The organism is Priestia sp. P1_B12_1 (assembly GCF_056406695.1).
Map to the genome: position 1 here is coordinate 14,512 of NZ_JBFTZR010000012.1, position 17,184 is coordinate 31,695.

General features: G+C 34.9%; 16 protein-coding genes and 1 pseudogene. 6 read left to right on the plus strand and 11 right to left on the minus strand.

The window, feature by feature from the left end:
- Positions 1-23: 23 nt before the first annotated feature.
- A complete protein-coding gene (locus tag AC1D0Y_RS24670; protein ID WP_477707991.1) occupies positions 24-1,232 on the plus strand; it encodes an MFS transporter in 1,209 nt (402 codons plus the stop codon).
- Between the two features lie 131 nt (positions 1,233-1,363).
- Entirely contained in the window at positions 1,364-2,656 is a 1,293-nt protein-coding gene (locus AC1D0Y_RS24675; RefSeq protein WP_477707992.1) for an ABC transporter substrate-binding protein, read from the plus strand.
- A gap of 442 nt (positions 2,657-3,098) precedes the next feature.
- Here AC1D0Y_RS24675 and AC1D0Y_RS24680 read toward each other — a convergent pair whose 3' ends face one another.
- Positions 3,099-3,296 (minus strand): IDEAL domain-containing protein, encoded by a 198-nt coding sequence (locus tag AC1D0Y_RS24680; RefSeq protein WP_477707993.1) that lies wholly within the window; start codon positions 3,294-3,296, stop codon positions 3,099-3,101.
- Positions 3,297-4,205: 909 nt separating this feature from the next.
- Here AC1D0Y_RS24680 and AC1D0Y_RS24685 point away from each other — a divergent pair.
- The 3 genes from AC1D0Y_RS24685 (at position 4,206) to AC1D0Y_RS24695 (ending at position 5,421) form a co-directional block, all read left to right on the plus strand.
- Positions 4,206-4,424, plus strand: coding sequence for a hypothetical protein (locus tag AC1D0Y_RS24685; RefSeq protein ID WP_477707994.1), 219 nt, complete (start codon positions 4,206-4,208; stop codon positions 4,422-4,424).
- A 319-nt stretch (positions 4,425-4,743) separates the two neighbouring features.
- Complete coding sequence (locus tag AC1D0Y_RS24690) at positions 4,744-5,016, plus strand: HU family DNA-binding protein (RefSeq protein WP_477707995.1); 273 nt, start codon at positions 4,744-4,746, stop codon at positions 5,014-5,016.
- Positions 5,017-5,238: 222 nt separating this feature from the next.
- The gene (locus AC1D0Y_RS24695) at positions 5,239-5,421 is read left to right on the plus strand and encodes a YolD-like family protein (RefSeq protein ID WP_116078868.1); all 183 of its coding nucleotides are present in this window, start codon (positions 5,239-5,241) and stop codon (positions 5,419-5,421) included.
- Positions 5,422-5,644: 223 nt separating this feature from the next.
- Here AC1D0Y_RS24695 and AC1D0Y_RS24700 read toward each other — a convergent pair whose 3' ends face one another.
- From AC1D0Y_RS24700 to AC1D0Y_RS24735, 8 genes are all read right to left on the minus strand, one after another.
- Positions 5,645-6,457, minus strand: a complete 813-nt coding sequence (locus AC1D0Y_RS24700; RefSeq protein WP_477707996.1) for a BtpA/SgcQ family protein — start codon at positions 6,455-6,457, stop codon at positions 5,645-5,647.
- A 90-nt stretch (positions 6,458-6,547) separates the two neighbouring features.
- Entirely contained in the window at positions 6,548-8,068 is a 1,521-nt protein-coding gene (gene gntK, locus AC1D0Y_RS24705; RefSeq protein WP_477708035.1) for a gluconokinase, read from the minus strand.
- Between the two features lie 143 nt (positions 8,069-8,211).
- Positions 8,212-9,543, minus strand: coding sequence for a GntP family permease (locus tag AC1D0Y_RS24710; RefSeq protein WP_477707997.1), 1,332 nt, complete (start codon positions 9,541-9,543; stop codon positions 8,212-8,214).
- Between the two features lie 84 nt (positions 9,544-9,627).
- The gene (locus AC1D0Y_RS24715) at positions 9,628-10,344 is read right to left on the minus strand and encodes a GntR family transcriptional regulator (protein ID WP_477708036.1); all 717 of its coding nucleotides are present in this window, start codon (positions 10,342-10,344) and stop codon (positions 9,628-9,630) included.
- A gap of 17 nt (positions 10,345-10,361) precedes the next feature.
- The gene (locus AC1D0Y_RS24720) at positions 10,362-11,378 is read right to left on the minus strand and encodes a sugar kinase (protein WP_477707998.1); all 1,017 of its coding nucleotides are present in this window, start codon (positions 11,376-11,378) and stop codon (positions 10,362-10,364) included.
- Positions 11,371-12,126, minus strand: a complete 756-nt coding sequence (gene dagF / locus AC1D0Y_RS24725) for a 2-dehydro-3-deoxy-phosphogluconate aldolase (RefSeq protein WP_477707999.1) — start codon at positions 12,124-12,126, stop codon at positions 11,371-11,373. The genes AC1D0Y_RS24720 and dagF overlap by 8 nt, the downstream gene beginning before the upstream one ends.
- A 1-nt stretch (position 12,127) precedes the next feature.
- A complete protein-coding gene (locus tag AC1D0Y_RS24730) occupies positions 12,128-13,231 on the minus strand; it encodes a DgaE family pyridoxal phosphate-dependent ammonia lyase (RefSeq protein WP_477708000.1) in 1,104 nt (367 codons plus the stop codon).
- A complete protein-coding gene (locus tag AC1D0Y_RS24735; RefSeq protein WP_477708001.1) occupies positions 13,209-14,309 on the minus strand; it encodes an amidohydrolase/deacetylase family metallohydrolase in 1,101 nt (366 codons plus the stop codon). The genes AC1D0Y_RS24730 and AC1D0Y_RS24735 overlap by 23 nt, the downstream gene beginning before the upstream one ends.
- A 400-nt stretch (positions 14,310-14,709) precedes the next feature.
- On the opposite strand from AC1D0Y_RS24735, the pseudogene AC1D0Y_RS24740 reads away from it, so the two are divergent.
- Positions 14,710-15,332 (plus strand): annotated as a pseudogene (locus tag AC1D0Y_RS24740) (IS6 family transposase).
- Between the two features lie 192 nt (positions 15,333-15,524).
- Here the strand turns inward: AC1D0Y_RS24740 and AC1D0Y_RS24745 are convergent.
- Both AC1D0Y_RS24745 and AC1D0Y_RS24750 read right to left on the minus strand, forming a co-directional pair.
- Positions 15,525-16,472, minus strand: a complete 948-nt coding sequence (locus tag AC1D0Y_RS24745; protein ID WP_477708002.1) for an aminopeptidase — start codon at positions 16,470-16,472, stop codon at positions 15,525-15,527.
- A gap of 31 nt (positions 16,473-16,503) precedes the next feature.
- Complete coding sequence (locus AC1D0Y_RS24750; RefSeq protein ID WP_477708003.1) at positions 16,504-17,175, minus strand: AroM family protein; 672 nt, start codon at positions 17,173-17,175, stop codon at positions 16,504-16,506.
- Positions 17,176-17,184: the final 9 nt, after the last annotated feature.

Sequence of the window (17,184 nt, forward strand, 5' to 3'; positions counted from 1 at the left end):
AAAATAATCAATGAGGTGACCTAATGAACAAAGCCCAATTTCAATCAAATATTATATTATTTTTTATCATAACCGTACTTTTTTTTATTAGTATCTCAGCTTTTGATCCATTTATTTCATCGTATGCCAAAGATATAGGGATCTCACCGACAGTGATAGGCAGCATTATGGGGATTACAGGATTAGCATCAATGTTTGTTCGATTCCCCCTTGGCGTTTTTTCTGAGGTTATAAACAAAAGAAGATTAATTATCCAAGTAGGGCTTTTAGTTACAATTATTGGTTGGACAATTGCTTTTATTAATCCAAATGCTACTACTTTATATCTTGCAAAATTTCTGGATGGCCTAACGGGTGCTACATGGGTTCTTTATACTGTAATGTTTGCCTCTTATTTTGGTGTCGATAATTCGGCAAAATCTATAGCCTTTTTAACTTTGGCTGATTATATTGGAGCTTTAACAGGCTCTATAACAGGAGGAATTGTTGCAGAGGAGTATGGTTATACATATTCCTTTCTGGTTGCAGTATTTGCTGCTTCTATTGCTTTAATTTTGACTTTTTTCTTGAAAGAAAAAAGCGTTATAGAGAAAAAAGAAAAATACGATCTAAAGAAAATCGTTATAGAACAAGTTACTGATAAAAATTTATGGTTGTTATCTCTCTTAGCAATCATAGCACTGATGGCTTCCTTTGGAATGAGAGTTACATTTACACCTCTTGTGGCAAGGGATCTAGGAGCTAATGCTATTGATTTAAGTTGGCTATCAAATACATTCTTAATTGCTGGAGGCGTTGCTGCTGCTTTATGTGGAAGCTTTTTTTATAAAAGGATAGGTTTAGTGAACACAGCTGCCATAGGAGCATTTTTACAATTCGGTGTTGCCATCTTAACACCAGTTGTACCGAATTTAGTATTACTCTATTGTTTGCAAGCTTTTTCTGGAATTGCATTTGCATTAAATTTTACAGTTTTAATGTCGTTAAGTATTACGGGTATTCCAGAACATAAGCAATCTACAAGAATGGGTCTTTTTCAAAGTTTGTTTTCATTTGGGATGTTTTTTGGTCCTGTTTTAATGGGGTTACTGACAGCTACTTTCTCAAGAAGCTTGAGCTTTATAATAATAGGAATTCTTTCAGCTATCTCAGGTATACTAATAAAACTTTTTATTAAAACGAAAACAATTGAAAAGCAAACCCTTCTCCCCGAAACTGATCGAGTTGGTTAATAGAACTACTTAGCCCATTGATATATAGTACAAATAAAATTGGGTCTATTAAATGTCTAGGTTATAACCTCTATAGTCTATAAGTAAGAATCTGCGGTAGAGATATCTAAATAAACGTGGAGGTAATAAAAATGTCTTTTAAAATCAAAAAGTTTCCACTAGCAGCGGGTATATTATCTGCCTGTCTGCTTCTTTCAACAGCTTGTTCGAATGAGAATGCATCCAAAAATACAGCTAGTAATAATAATAAAAGTGATAAAATAGTGGTTGACGTTTTTCAATTTAAAGTTGAAATCGCTGACCAATTAAAAGCTTTAACGGACCAATATACAAAGGAACATCCGAATGTTACCTTTAATATTGAGACAGTAGGCGGCGGTGCAGATGGTACTTCCGCATTGAAAGCTAAATTTGCGTCAGGCAATCCACCTGATCTCTTTACAAATGAGGGAAATCAAGTAGCCCAAACATGGAAAAATAAATTAGAAGATTTATCCGATCAGCCGTGGATAAAAGATGCATATGACTATGCTTTAGAACCAATGACAATAGACGGTAAAATTTATGGGCAACCAGTTAACCTTGAGGGTTACGGATTTACATATAATAAAGAATTATTTAAGAAAGCCGGTATTAAAGATCTTCCAAAAACATTCTCTGAGCTAGAGGCAGCAGCGAAAAAATTGAAGGCTGCTGGCATTATACCTTTTTCAGTGGGATACAGTGAGGCGTGGACATTAGGACCCCATGGTATTAACATTCCATTTGCCTATCAAAAAAATCCAGATGCATTCATTAAAGGATTAAATGAGGGTACAATTAAAATAGAAGAAAATAAAGAATTTAAACAGTATCTTAAGTTATTAGATTTGACTGTTAAGTATGGGAATAAAAATCCGTTAACAACAGACTACAATACACAGGTAACAAAATTCGCAAACGGAGAGGCGGCAATGATTCAGCAAGGAAACTGGATTCAGCCCTTGATTGACAAACTTAACCCAGATATGGATCTAGGAATTCTCCCTATGCCTCTTAATGATAATAAAGAAGAAACAGATAAGCTAGCTATTGGCGTTCCAAATAGCTGGGTTATTTATAACAAAGCACCTGAGGCTGATAAAAAAGCAGCAAAAGATTTTCTAAATTGGATGGTTACATCTGAGGAAGGTAAACGAGCAATAGTTGAAGATTTTAAGTATGTACCAGCCTTCAAAACAATCGAAGTAAAAGGTATAGGAGCATTAGGTGAAGAAATTGTGAAATATTCAAAAGAAGGAAAAACTCTCGATTGGGAATGGACTAAATTTCCAGATGGCGTGAAAGAGGAATTCGGCGCACATCTACAGGAGTACATTGGAGGTCAACAGTCTAAAAAAGAAGTTCTAAAAGCCTTGGACAGCAGTTGGGATAAGTTAAAATAAGGATACCAAGTAGATGAGCAAATTATGAAATTTTAAAATTAGACTAAAAGAGAACGTTTAATTTATCAATTGTATTATAGATACCTATAAATTAAAATGAACTTTCTTCCTCGGTTCTGGTGCAAAGGTTAAATTTATTTGATAGAGGTATATAGATTCCTAATGGAAACTGCTCTCATGTAGCTATTCCAAATAGTTGATGATTAAACTTCAATTGATTTTGGACAGACTTATCCTTTTTGAAAGTTTGTCCTTTTTCATCATATGCACGAGTTTATTTGTAATAATACTTTTATAGTACATTCTTTTGAAAAAACTAGTTGATTTCTACTACTAACATAAGAAATTTGTTTTTCATTAAAAACCCTTTTAATTTGAAAAGCTTTTGCCTATAATGGCAAAGGCTTTTTTGACGAGTTTCTTCTATTGTATGATATTTTTATCAAGATAAAGATTTAGGTTCCTCTGTTAAAAGCAAAAAAGCATCTTTGTCTTTATTTTTTAATGATTGGTCGATTTCCTCAAGGATCTTACTTTTTTTAAAATCCTTCATCACTTGATTCAAAAACAATTCAGGCAACATTTCATCAGATATATTTGTTTCTATACGCTTAATTTCATTAGATAAATTATTTTCCATAAATCGTCAACACCTTTATCTTTTCTCTCTTCCAGGCATTATTCCCTTTTTCGAATATTTTAATACAAGATTGATAGATAAAATGGTACATAGAATAATATTCAAGATATGCATATGAAATCCTGTTTTCTTTCTGCTCCTTACTATATATGTGATGACCTATAAGGAAATAAAAAATTATTTAATTATAGGATATTATATTGAAACCAGATTATATACATAATGAAATAGTAATAGATTCCACCAGCTAGAAAAACCTAAAAACTCACTTATAAAAATGTAAGTTTAGTCATTTACACTTACTGACGACAAATGACGATTTTCACTTCTTGTCATATACCACTCTATATTCTACCACCCTTTTAAGAAATTTTTATATTTATGATAATCAAACATAAAATCTATAAGTATTTATATTTAATAAGTTTTTAATCATGTAAATTTAATCAAAAATACAAATTTAAAATAATTTATAAAAAAGATTAGATTAATAAACTACCTTATAAAAATAAATATTTTATCATTTACTCTAAATGACGACAAATAGGCGATTTTTCTACAAAGTATGTAATTGTTAACGTTATTTTCACTAAAATAAGTTAATACTTACTCTTATATATAAGATAAAATTAATCATTATTTAAAACATAAAATTAATTTTATAATATATTTTTATAAATAAACACTTCTTATTTATTTATCATTTAATGTTGTTATTTCAACATTTGTTTGTAAAAAAGTATGTATCTTAAGATGCACATATAAAAATTTATCTTTTACTCTTTAACTTTATAATTAGGTTAATTTTCTGAATTTTATATCAGATTATTTTAAAAAGGTTAAATTATCCACTCATCTCTTATATACTAAAAATAGAAAGCTACTCAACGTATATAGGGGAGTGATCCAATGTCAAGTGTAAAAGAAGCTGTATATATTCATTGTGGAACGAAAATGGGTGTTTTTAAACCCGAAGAAATCACAACATTCAGCTACATGCATTCCAGAGGATTTTTTGCTTGCCCAGGTTGTGGTGTGAAAGTCTTTCATAAAAATCAAAGGGGACAACCAACATTTGTTGTCTCACCCACTAATACTCATGCCTATGATTGTCTTTATAAAGAATAGTAAAAAAAGTAGCCTTCGCTCCACAAGAGCAAAGGCTTTTTTTAAACTCGGCGATTGGGAAATGTTTTATCAGTTTAAGCCAAGTTTAATATATACATACATGTTTTTAAAACAACATAGGGCTGAATTTTGCAGTGAATGAATCATTATATAGCATGAACGAGTTTCATTTTGTCACAGTGCTAATCTCAGGCATTTTTTTATAATGCATTTTTATAATTATTTGATACAAAGACCATACGTTTGACTAGTATGAAGAATATATGATATATTCTTCACCTATACATACTATATCCAGTAAGAAACGAGGTAGTTAACTATGAAAAAAGCTGAACTAATCGATGCAGTTGTAACAAAAACAGAACTAACAAAACAAGATTCTAAAAAAGCAATAGATGCGTTGTTTGCAACAATTTCTAATACACTTGCAAAAGAAGAAAAAATCCAAGTAGTTGGATTTGGTACATTTGAGGTACGTAATCGTGCAGAGCGTACGGGTCGTAACCCCCAAACAGGTGAAGAAATGACAATTCCAGCTTCAAAGGTTCCTGCTTTTAAACCAGGGAAAGAGTTAAAAGAAGCTGTTAAATAAGTATTTTAGAAAGCACTTAGATTTATTCTTTGAGCTTTTTTCTATTGAAAGTTCACAAAGTTTACACAATAAAATGTAAGCGTTTGCTAAAAACTGCTGTATAATAAGTATAAAAGAATATAACGTTTAACTTGTATGATTTTCTAACAAATTTAACATGATAATTACTTATTTGAATAACAAGTTCCTACATTAGTTATTGGGAAGAAAGGAGAACTGAGCATGATATTGAAAGCATTAAGAAAGAAAGGTGTCATTACCATTAATTATTATCAAAACGGTTTATTACAAACATGTAAGGGACGAGTAAGTAATCTTAATCTTCATGATCAAACTCTTTCTCTAGAAGATGAACAACACAATATATTTTCTATTCGTTTATCAGGCATTACTGAAATTCATTAAGTCTATCATCGTGTAGTTACATTATTTAATATACTTATTACGTGGAATATTAATGATAACACTATAAAAAAGAGGAAGAGAACTCTCTTCCTCTTTTTTATAGTTATTTACCTTTTTAGTACTATTTCTTACGTCCGCCAAGTTGTTATTCAGCTAATGCTATAACATTCTATAATAAATAGAGAACTATCCTGGGGGGAGAAGACGTTAAATAAAAGAAGAATTAAAGGCTATTACGAAACACTTTGACTTTATCCATAAATTCTTTAACACGTCTAATGTCCACATGATTTTCAAACTTTCCTTCATATTTAAAAGTAGTTCCAACAACTGCTCCATCCGCAATAGACAATTGTTCTTCAAGATTGCTTAACCTTACACCCGTGTTTGCTAATACAATTGTTTCTGGAACTATATCTTTTACACGGCTTAATATCTCTGTATCTGTTTGTGATCCAGCCGTTAATCCTGATACACATAAAGCATCTGGTCTATTATTAAACACGGTAGACTTAGCAATACTTTCGATATCTCGATCTGCTAAATATTTAGCTGCTTCTGGTACAATGTTAAATAACAATTTTACATCTTCTGCTCCAATCCTGTATTGATGTCTAATAGTATCGCCCACATTTGTATTCCATGTTCCAAAATCACTTGCGTATACACCGGTAAAGATTTCTCTAACAAACTTCGCCCCTGTGGCAGCAGCTAAGTCCAATGACTTTTTGGCATCCCATAATACATTTACACCAAATGGCACTTTAATATCTACCATTAGTTCACCAATAATACGAGCCATTGCAGCAACAGTTTCTGTCTTCACTTCTGTTAGATAAGGCAAACTAAATTCATTTGAAAACATAACTGCATCCACGCCTCCATCTTGAAGGGCTTTTAGGTCTTTTCTTGCCATCTCCACCACGTAGTCCATACCCTTTTCCTTATGGAAATAAGGATCACCTGGCAATGGAAGAAAATGGCACATCGCAATAATGGGTTTTTCAGTACCAATGATATCTTTTAACCAAGTCATATTATTCCTCCTAATAATTCACAGTATATGATTCGATAAAAATTTTGAATTTTATACTTTATTAAACTCTAATTTCACATTTTTCAACTTTTAAGACCACTTTTTTTGAAAATCAACTAATTCTTCGGAGTCTGTAGTAATATTTTTTGCTATGCGTGAATAGATGAGTTTCAATTCATTATAGCAAGCCACTTCTTCTTTATTCGGCTGATGATAATAGCTATTTCCAATCATTGCGGAAACAACTGATAGACTAATTACTTCATTGAAGCTATACAAAGCAAGTACCATAGCACCTAGACATGAACTTTCATAATTCTCAGGAATATATACATCCTTATCAAAGATATCCGCCATCATTTGACGCCAAAACGAAGAACGTGAAAATCCACCGGTTGCATAGATTGCACTTGTTTTCCCAGTGAGTTCTTCCACTATTTCTACAATTGAATATAGATTTAATAAAATTCCCTCAAATGTTGCACGTATAATATGTTCACGTTTATGCTGAATACTTAACCCAACATACGAACCTCTTGCATCTGCATTCCATAGTGGAGCGCGTTCACCCGTGACATACGGAAAGAACAGAAGCCCTTTTGAACCCGAATTTGCCCTAGCAGCTGTCTCAGCAAATAAATTGAATGCATCGGCACTATTTTGTTTATTTTTCTCCTCTTCTTGTCCAAATTGATTAAGAGCCCATTGAAGAACCATACCACCATTATTTGAAGCACCACCTATAACCCAATGCTTCTCTGTTAAAGCGTAACAAAATATTCTTCCCTTTGGATCCACAATCGGGCGATCCACCACTGTACGAATTGCCCCACTTGTACCAATAGTCGCAGCAATTACTCCTGGTTCAATGGCGCCTACCCCAAGATTAGATAGCATGCCATCGCTTGCCCCAATTACAAACGGGGTAGAAGGTAAGAGTCCTAATTTACTTGCAATTTCTTCATTTAGTCCTTTTACTTGATATGTTGTAGGTACTGGCTTGGAAAGTTGTTTTGCAGATATCCCAGCAATACAGAGTGCTTCCTCATCCCATGTTAAATCATTTAGATGAAACATGCCCGTTCCTGATGCAATAGAATAATCTACTATATATTTTCCAAAAAGGCGGTGAAATATATATTCTTTAATTGATATAAACATAGTACTTTTTGTAAAAATATCAGAGTGTTCATACCTTAACCATACAAGTTTCGAGAGAGGGGCCATCGGATGAATAGGTGTGCCTGTCCGCAGATATATTTCATGACCATTCCAATCTTTTTTTATTTTTTCTGTCCATTTTGCACTTCTACTATCTGCCCATGTAATACATTGTGTAATCGCTTGTCCTTCATCATCTATAGCAATCACACTATGCATTGCTGAACTAAACGAAACAGTAAGAATATCTTTTGACGCTACTTTACTTTTCTTTATAACGTCTTGAATGGTCTCGATAACAGCATTGTAGATTTCTTCTGGATCTTGTTCTGCCGCGCCAACAGTCGGTGTTTCTAACGGATAGTCTACTCCATGGCTTTCTATCAACTGACCATTTTTTTTATATAATGCTGCTTTTGTACTTGTGGTACCAATATCAACACCAATAATATAAGTATCTCCCACATTAATGTCCTCCTCATTACTCCCTATTGGATCTCTTCTATTTTTTTTTAGTAACCCCCCGCCTTACAATCCTTTGATTGATTATACAAATAAACTCCCTCTACGAATATGTAAAAGGAGTTTTGTTTTTAAACAAACATATCAAATAATAAAGCTCCCCCGAAAGCGATAAATGAAAGTAATGTCTCTAATATAGTCCAAGTCTTAAAGGTTTCTTTTACTGTTAATCCTAGATATTCTTTTACTAACCAGAAACCTGCATCATTTACATGTGAAAACATAAGGGACCCTGCACCTGTTGCAATAACTAATAATTCTAAGTTTACACCCGACATATGCTCAATAATTGGTGAAACAATGCCAGCTGCTGTTGTTAACGCTACTGTAGCTGATCCTGTTGCAACTCGGATTAATCCGGCTACCATAAATGCCAAGACAATTGGTGATAAAGACAAGTGTTCAGACATTTGAGCGATCGACGTACCTACACCACTATCAATAAGAATTTGTTTAAATCCACCACCAGCACCAATGATTAAAATAATTGATCCAACTGGAAGTAAGCATTCTTCTGTTAACTTTTTAATGATATTCTTATCCATCCCTTGACGAATTCCAAGAAGATAAAATGCTGCAAAACAGGAAACTAGAAGTGCAATTACCGGACTACCGATAAACACAAAGAATTTCGTCAAGCCACTAGGTAGTGACATATATGGTACAACAACTGATATTACCATTAAGATAACTGGTAGTAAGATAATAAAGAACGAAACTCCTGTTCCTGGTAACTGTTTTGATGCTGTGGTAACACGAATTAATTCTGGCTCTCCTTCAGGAATTACACGCTTATGCACCCATTTTGCGAACAAAGGGCCTGCAATAATAGCTGCTGGTAATGCAATGAATAGTGAGTAGAGAAGCACTTTTCCTAGATTGGCATTATAAATTCCGATAGCAGTCATCGCTCCTGGATGTGGTGGTACAATGCCATGTACAATGGATAATCCAGCGATTACGGGTAACGCAATTAATAAAATATTTTGCTGAGTTGTTTTACGAATCGAAATGACTAAAGGTAATAAAATTACAATTCCCACTTCAAAAAATACGGGAATACCAATAATAAACCCTGAAAATAACATAGCCCATGGTAATTTCTTGACGCCAAAGAATCTAACAAAGAAATCTGCTACTTGCATACCAGCACCAGAATCTGACATCAACTTTCCTAAAATGGTACCTAACGCTAAGATACCGACTAAATGGCCTAAAACGCTTCCTACTCCAGTTTCATACGCTCCAACGATTTTATCCATTGATAACCCAGACATAATAGCTAAAAATAAACTTGCTACAGTTAAGCTAATAAATGCATGCCATTTCCACCATGATACTCCGAGAATAACAATTACAATTGCTAATAATGTAATTATTAACAAATACATATCTGTACCCATAAAAACCCCCACCTTCTCCCAAATGTGCAAACGCTTACAATATATTCCTAAGAAAAAGATTATAAACCTTTTTCTTACTGAGTTTTATATATCATAATTGACAACATAATCTTGTATTTCTGTGTTATAGTATCCTTTACTATATTCAAGCAAATTTCCCACTTCATCATAAGAATAACGTGATCTTTTTAATAAATTTGTGCCCTTTTTTACACCTAGTTTTTCTTCTAAAAGATAAGAAGCAGTAGTAACAGCAAATTGATCTCGAAACTTTTCTAAAGAAATACCTTGCGCTTCTACCAAATCGTATAAGGATTGAACATTTAAATCTGATAGTTCAATATTCTCCATAAGCTGTATTGTTAAATAATGTTCGTAATAAATATACGGCATATCATTTAGATGATACAGACGTTCGATTCGAAAACACTGATCTCCGAATAATTGATATTCTTCTGTACCTTCTTGGTTAAAGATTACTTCTGCCCCTAATAATTGTTTACGAATTTTATGACCTTTTTCCACCAATACTTCTGTAAAACGTTTTCCTTTAGAGAGTTTTGAAATGGATTTATTTCGAATTACTTTCGTTCCTTTACCACTCTTTGTTTCAAGATAGCCATCTTTAACAAGCTCTTTGATAGCATTTCGAACGGTAATTTTACTTACATGAAATTCATCTTCCAATTGAGGCTCTGAAGGTATATTTTCTCCCATAGGGTACACACCGTGTAAAATTCGATCCTTCAAGATATTCTTTATCTGTAAATATAAGGGTCCTTTTTTTCGAGATACATTCACTTTCACTATTCTATTTCCTACCTTTCTACATCGTTCACTGCTTCTGTCATGGCCCGCATTACATCATCTTTCGAGGACATTGGAGTATCTCCTACAGTTGTATGGGCAAGCATTCCTGCTGTAGCAGCAAATAAGACGGTTTTTTCTGGCGAAAAGCCTTCTAGCTCACCATATATAATACCACTTGTATAAGCATCTCCTGCACCTATTCGGTCATAAACAGAGAAAGTAAGCGTTTTAGAAAAAGTAAATTCTTGATTTTTAAAGATATATGCGCGTAATGAATGCGTATTGTTATCATTAATAGAACGGTGTGTGCCTGCTACTACAGAGATGTTATATTTTTTTGCAACAGTTGGAATCAAATCCATAAGCTGTTCTGTCCGATCTTCCTTGTCGGTTTTCATACTTAAGACAAACATAGCATCTTTTTCGTTCATCATAACAATATCAGCTAAATGCAGCATTTCTTCATAATGTGGTTTTGCTTTTTCATATCCATCTGCTCCCCAAAGTGACGGACGATAGTTGCAATCAAAAACAATTGTTCCCCCATTTTCCTTGACGGCTTTCGCAAATAATTTCATATGGTTACGAACGGAATCGTTCATAGCCAGTGTAATTCCGCAGAAATGAACAACATCTAATTGCTTTGCAATTTCTTTAAAATCATATGTTCCTTCAGAAGCTGTATTAAAGCTACTTTCTAAGCGATTGGAATAGGTGACGCGACTAGATCGCGCCCCAAATCCATTTTCTAAAAAATACATACCAACGTAATCTCCACCTCGAGTAATAAACGAGTGTGTAATACCTAATTTTCGAAGGTATGACACTGCAGCATCTCCCACTGCATTAGATGGCAATGTAGAAACCAGATAACCTGTATGCCCATATCGAGCTAGTGCTGAAGCCACATTTACTCCTGTACCAGAAAACGAGTAGCTTAATGTATTAGCTTGAGAAAGTAATTCATATCCTGGCACTTGCAAGCGCATCATTACCTCTCCAAATGCAGCAAAATTCTTAGCCATGCTGATCAACTAACTTCTTCATTGTTTCAAGCAATTCACGTACATCCTCTACATTTGTTTTTCCTGTTTCTTTGTCAATGATTGATGAGTAGACATGAGGAATGACTTGTGGGACGTTAGCTTCTAAGGCAATACGTAAGATTGCTTCAAAGTTCTCCTTATCGATACCACCAGTCGGTTCTAATGCAAATCCTTCTTCACCACATGCTTGTGCAACAGCACGAAGCTCATCTTCTCTACTTAATCCTTTCATTGGGAAGTATTTTAATGCATTTCCTCCCATGTCACGTACCAATGCAATTGCCGTTTTGATAGGTACAATAGCATGCTCGCCTTGTGCTGCACTAACTGGACCAGTTGAGATATTTACATAACCAACTTTTCCGGTTGGAGATACTAAACTATTAATCCAGCTATCCTTTTCCCCCAGATTCGCACGTGTTGCTCCAACGGCAGGAAACACTTGATTAATGTGACTGCCAGGATAATGCTTTGCAATTTCTGCTACTACAGCTGCCTGACGGTTATCTCCAGCCCCTAAACCGATTGATACTGCTTCATCAATTTCCTGTCCGTACTCTTTCATTGCTTTTACTGCTTCTTCGACAGTAGAATAATCCTTGGATAACACACCTACTAATACATGCCCCTCTGCAGCTTCAAATACTTCTTTGGCATTTTCAATACTATTTGCTAGCACATTTAGTGCAACTCGCTCTTTGTAAAATCGTTTTGTAATGTTTGACATGTTAGTTTCCTCCTACTATTTCGCGTATTCTAGACTCAATTACATGTATATCGTCACCTTTTAAAGGTCTTGGATCGATATCAAAATACCCTTGTCTTATCCCATAATCACGTGTATAAACAGCAATCTCACCTTCACGCAACTCTTTTACAACCTCTTTTGCGGTTGTATTAGCCTGGTCTGGAATGATTTGAATTCGTGCACGGAATATAGATCGACCTGCTTCATCTTGTACAATTGTCACATTAACGCCTTCCATGTCTTTTAATGACATCAATGCTTGTAAACTTTCTTTTTCTTGTTCACTTTTATCTTCTTTCTCGCGATACTCATTAAGTGCTTGAAGTAATCCAAACGTAGTTTCCTTACCAACTTTCATACTTCTTCCTATACAATGTAATTGAACCTTCAACCATTCAATATAGTTACGTTTACCGCCAACAATCCCAGACGTTGGGCCTTCAATTGCCTTTGAACCACTATAAATCGCAAGATCTGCGTATTTTACATACTTTTGAAGGTCTTCTTCTGCCGCGGCATCCACAATCAATGGAACATTATTCTTCTGTGCAATTTCCCACGCTTCTTCCACAGAAATCATATTTTTTTGAACAGTGTGATGAGATTTCACATAAAGAATAGCAGCTGTATTTTCGGAAATCGCTTCTTCAACATGAGTTGCTCTACCCTCATTAGCATAGCCAACTTCAATAAGCTTTCCGCCACCTAAATAAACCATGGTTTCAACCGGTGCCCCGTACTGTACGTTATGACCTTTTAGCATAATAATTTCATTTTTTGAAATGACTTCTTGATGAAGGCGCTCGCTTTTACGGCGGTTTCCTTGTGTAACAAGAGCAGCAATAGAGAGAGCAATTCCACTTGAAGCTGAGTTAACAACCACAGCTGCTTCTGATCCTAGAATGTCAGCAATATGGTCACCTGCTTTATCAACTAAATCAGCAATCTCAACATAATTTTGTCCGCCTTGTTTCATCGCATCCATCACGGTATCTGTTGGTGCTGATACACCTAAAATGCTCATCCTTCCACTAGCATTAATTACTCGTTTCAGCCCATATTTAGCATTCAATGAATGTTCCATTTACTACCACTCCTTTTGCGTCTATTCTTCTTTCCCCTATTCGTTTGTCTCCTTGAGAATCAACCAGTGTAATTGGATCATCTTGAACGGTGAATAATGTTAAGTTAGCAACATCTCCAATTTGTATTCGTCCAAGCTCTGGCTTCTCAAGCCAATCCGCCGCATGTACGGTCACAGCTGAAATCACTTCTTCAAGCGAATACCCCAAGTATAAGAATTTAGATAGTACGTTTGCCATATTGTATACAGGACCATCCAATCGATTTTTACGATAAATGTCAGTGCTTATTGTATTTAAACCAATATGGTATCGTTTGGCCGACTCAGCGACTTTAAATGAGAAACTTGCATTACCATGACCAACATCTAAATGTACACCTCGCTTAATAGCTTCAGTTAGTACTTGAAGTGGTTTTCCTTCATCATCAAAAAGATTATTTTCCTTTCCATTCAGATAATGAGTAATCACATCTTTTTTTTCTAGAAGAGGAATAACTTCTTCAATACTTGGCGGAGCTGAACCTATGTGTACCATTAGAGGTAACGATGTCTCAATAGATAATTCTCTAGCAATACGCAATGGTTCAATACCGTTATCACAAACAACACTCTTACTGATACGCGCCTTTAATCCAACAATAACATCCCCATACTGATCAACAGCTTGTTTTACTTTCTTTTTATCTATCCATTCAATCTTAGATAATTCATCGACTCTTTTTAGGCCGATTCTTGAGATATTCAAAAATGCAAATAAATTTGTTTTTGCCTGCTCTCTACTCTTAACTAAATCAGCAATACGATCGGCTCCACAACTGCCAGCGTCCACAATGGTGGTTACACCATGTTTTATTCCTATTTCGTCTATTTCATCTCCATAAGGACTAAATTCAGAAAATGCATGAACATGTAAGTCAATCCATCCACTGGATACGTACATACCTGAACAGTCGAATAGTAATTCCCCAAACCCACTTCCAGCCTTCGTTATCTCAGCAATCTTACCATCTTCAACTACAATATCAATTTGGTCTTCATTCACACGTTTTACATTACTTAATACAAATCGTTCTTTCATTTATGCCACCCTTTTCTGTTACTTTATCTAAATAAATCACAATGAATTACATTCATTGGATTTTATACATATAGTACAGTTCAGAAAACCAAAATAATTAATAACGTTATAACGTTATGTTAACACAAAAGCATCACAAAGTAAATATAACATTATAATGTTTGTTTTCTAAAAAAATCATAGCTATCTATTCTTGTTACGCTTATAAATATATCCATAATGTAAAAAGTTTATTTGATTCATAACGCTCTTTATTATTTTTACATTTGTAAAGTTGTAAGAGAATAATCTAAACATTTCCTTGACTGTGCTTATATTCTGTAATTATGTGACTTTTATGTACACCCTGGCTGTGTTGAATCTAATAAAAAAGCTTTGCCTAGACTAATTTTGATTATTAATCGTGAGAGGGTACCCACGGTACAGCCTTAGCTTTTACGATTTGGTTGAAATAATGGATGAACGAGGCTTATCGATGGCTCACACCACAATTATGCGTTGGGTTCGTCAATATAGAACAGAATTAGACAGGCGCGTACGAAGCCATCTTAAGAAAACGAATAACTCTTGGAGAGTGGATGAAACCTACATGAAAGTGGAAAGCCAATGGATGTATCTGTATCGTTCCGTTGATCCAGAATTAACTACCATTTATTTCCATATAAGTAAAACAAGATACTATAGGGCTGCAAAGCGCTTTTTCAAGAAAGCTTTTTGGTCTCTTCATGTTTCCAAGCCTCATATGATTACAGTAGACAAGAACTTATTCTATGGCTATTGAAGAGTTGAAGAACAAAAAAAAGATGCCTGTAGGCATCCATATAAGACAAATGAAATATTTCAATAACATTGCCGAACAAGGTCATGGGTTTATTAAAGACGAGTTCGTTTCATGTTAGTATTAAAATCTTTTAGTACTGCTACATCCGTTATTTCTAGAATAGAAGCAATGCATATCACCCAAAAGGGAAACTGATTTTACGAGACAAGTCTGACCAAAATCAAGGGGAGTTCATTCATTAACTATTTAGAGTTGCTGCTTAAAAGTAGAGTCGGTTAGGTCTCTATACGCTACTTTCAAATAGACATATTTTTTGCACCCAAACCCCAAATTTATATATATTACATACTTAGCTAGTTTTTATATGTTGATTCATAACATTACATAGTTATTTTAGTCTTGCAATATCTTCACAATGGAATGGAAAATATCATCTATCTTTTTAATTTACCATTATCGATGATCAGTTGATCATCGATAAATACACTTGGTTTTTTAACAACTCCATCAATATGAACGCCTGCCACAATGGTTCCCCCGAATGTATTGTTGCTTCCGAATGCGATATGAATGGTTCCATATACTTTTTCATCTTCAAGAACGACACCAGTTATTCTTGCTTTATCATTCGTTCCGATGCCAAATTCACCTAGCTCTCTGCCGCACCTGTTCCCTAATACCTGAAGTAATTGATTAGCTGCTTGTCCTTCAGCCTTTACGATCCTTCCTTTTTCAATCGTTAAAAGTAAAGGCGATTCCAATTTTCCGATTCCTGCTAAAGACCCGTCAATCAGAATTTGCCCAAATGCCGTACCTTCTATAGGCGCAATGTATGCTTCACCCGATGGCAAATTCCCTGATTCTCCCGGATTTAGATACATTCCTGTGCTTGAAATTCCTTTACGTCCTTTAATCGAAAAATTGAGTGAATAGCCATCTTTTTCAATCCGAACATAATGCCCCTTCGTTAATACAGTAGTCATTTCCTCCGTTAATTCTTTTACCTTTGAATAGTCTGCGGAGATTGCCCCTTCTAAAAACATATCTTCTGTAATGCCCGGCATTGTGGCTAATCTCGCACCAGCTGCAGTAGCATTTTTTCGGGCTTGTGTATGAGTTAGGGAGTGCTCGGTAATACAAATTACTACATTGGACTGCTCCATAGCTTGGGCAATTGGTGGAGGAGGTTCTTGCCCAGATTTCTCCCTTTCCTTCATGGCAACAAGCATCGCTTCCGCTCCCAGCTGCTTTCCCGCCTCATACACCGATTCAGCAAGATTTCTCTTTACATCATCAGTAACAACAAGAAATAGCTCCTTTTCTTTAAGTCCAAGACAACTTTTGAGGACATTTTTACTTACTTTAATTAGCTGTTCATTCATTCTTTCCCATTCTCTCCTTTGAACTTCCTGTTTAAATCATTTCTGATACTAATTTTGCCATAATAGCATTAGATAAAATAACCGGTAATCCTGATGCCTTGGAAACCAGCTCCCTTGCCTGTTCGGTATAACCCATGCAATCAAGTAAAATAACATCGACTTTGTCCTTCAATTCTTTAGCGACTTCTTGAAAACTAGAGATATCCTTTTCATAAGGTGATATAACAGCAAAAATCGGACGAAGCCCAAGAGAAGTATATTTTGGTTCTAGATTCTCTTCTTGCTCTTTAAGCGGAACAATGACACCAAATCGACGTTTCCTGACAAGTGCTTTAACTGTGTTCGGAATAATATGATCAGGTTCAATAAGATAAGCACGCTTTGTTGTCAAACCGGGAAATACCCCTGTACATAATAGAAATATTTGTTTAACGCCGACATCTTCAAGCTCATTAATTTTCCTTTGCAAAATGGGTTGCATCTTTTTCCTGGACATTATGACAGATTCACCATTTGTTAATCGAGAAGTTAAGACATAGTCTCCTTTTTCTGGATACAAATGCTGTTCAATATAGTCCTTTTTCAATCCATCCAATACTCCAACTTGAACGAGTTCAGCGCGATCCTCCAAGTATTTTTGAACAATTGGAGCTACATCTGCACGTGGCGCTTGACCAATTGTGATCATCCCAAACTTCTCCATATCTAATAC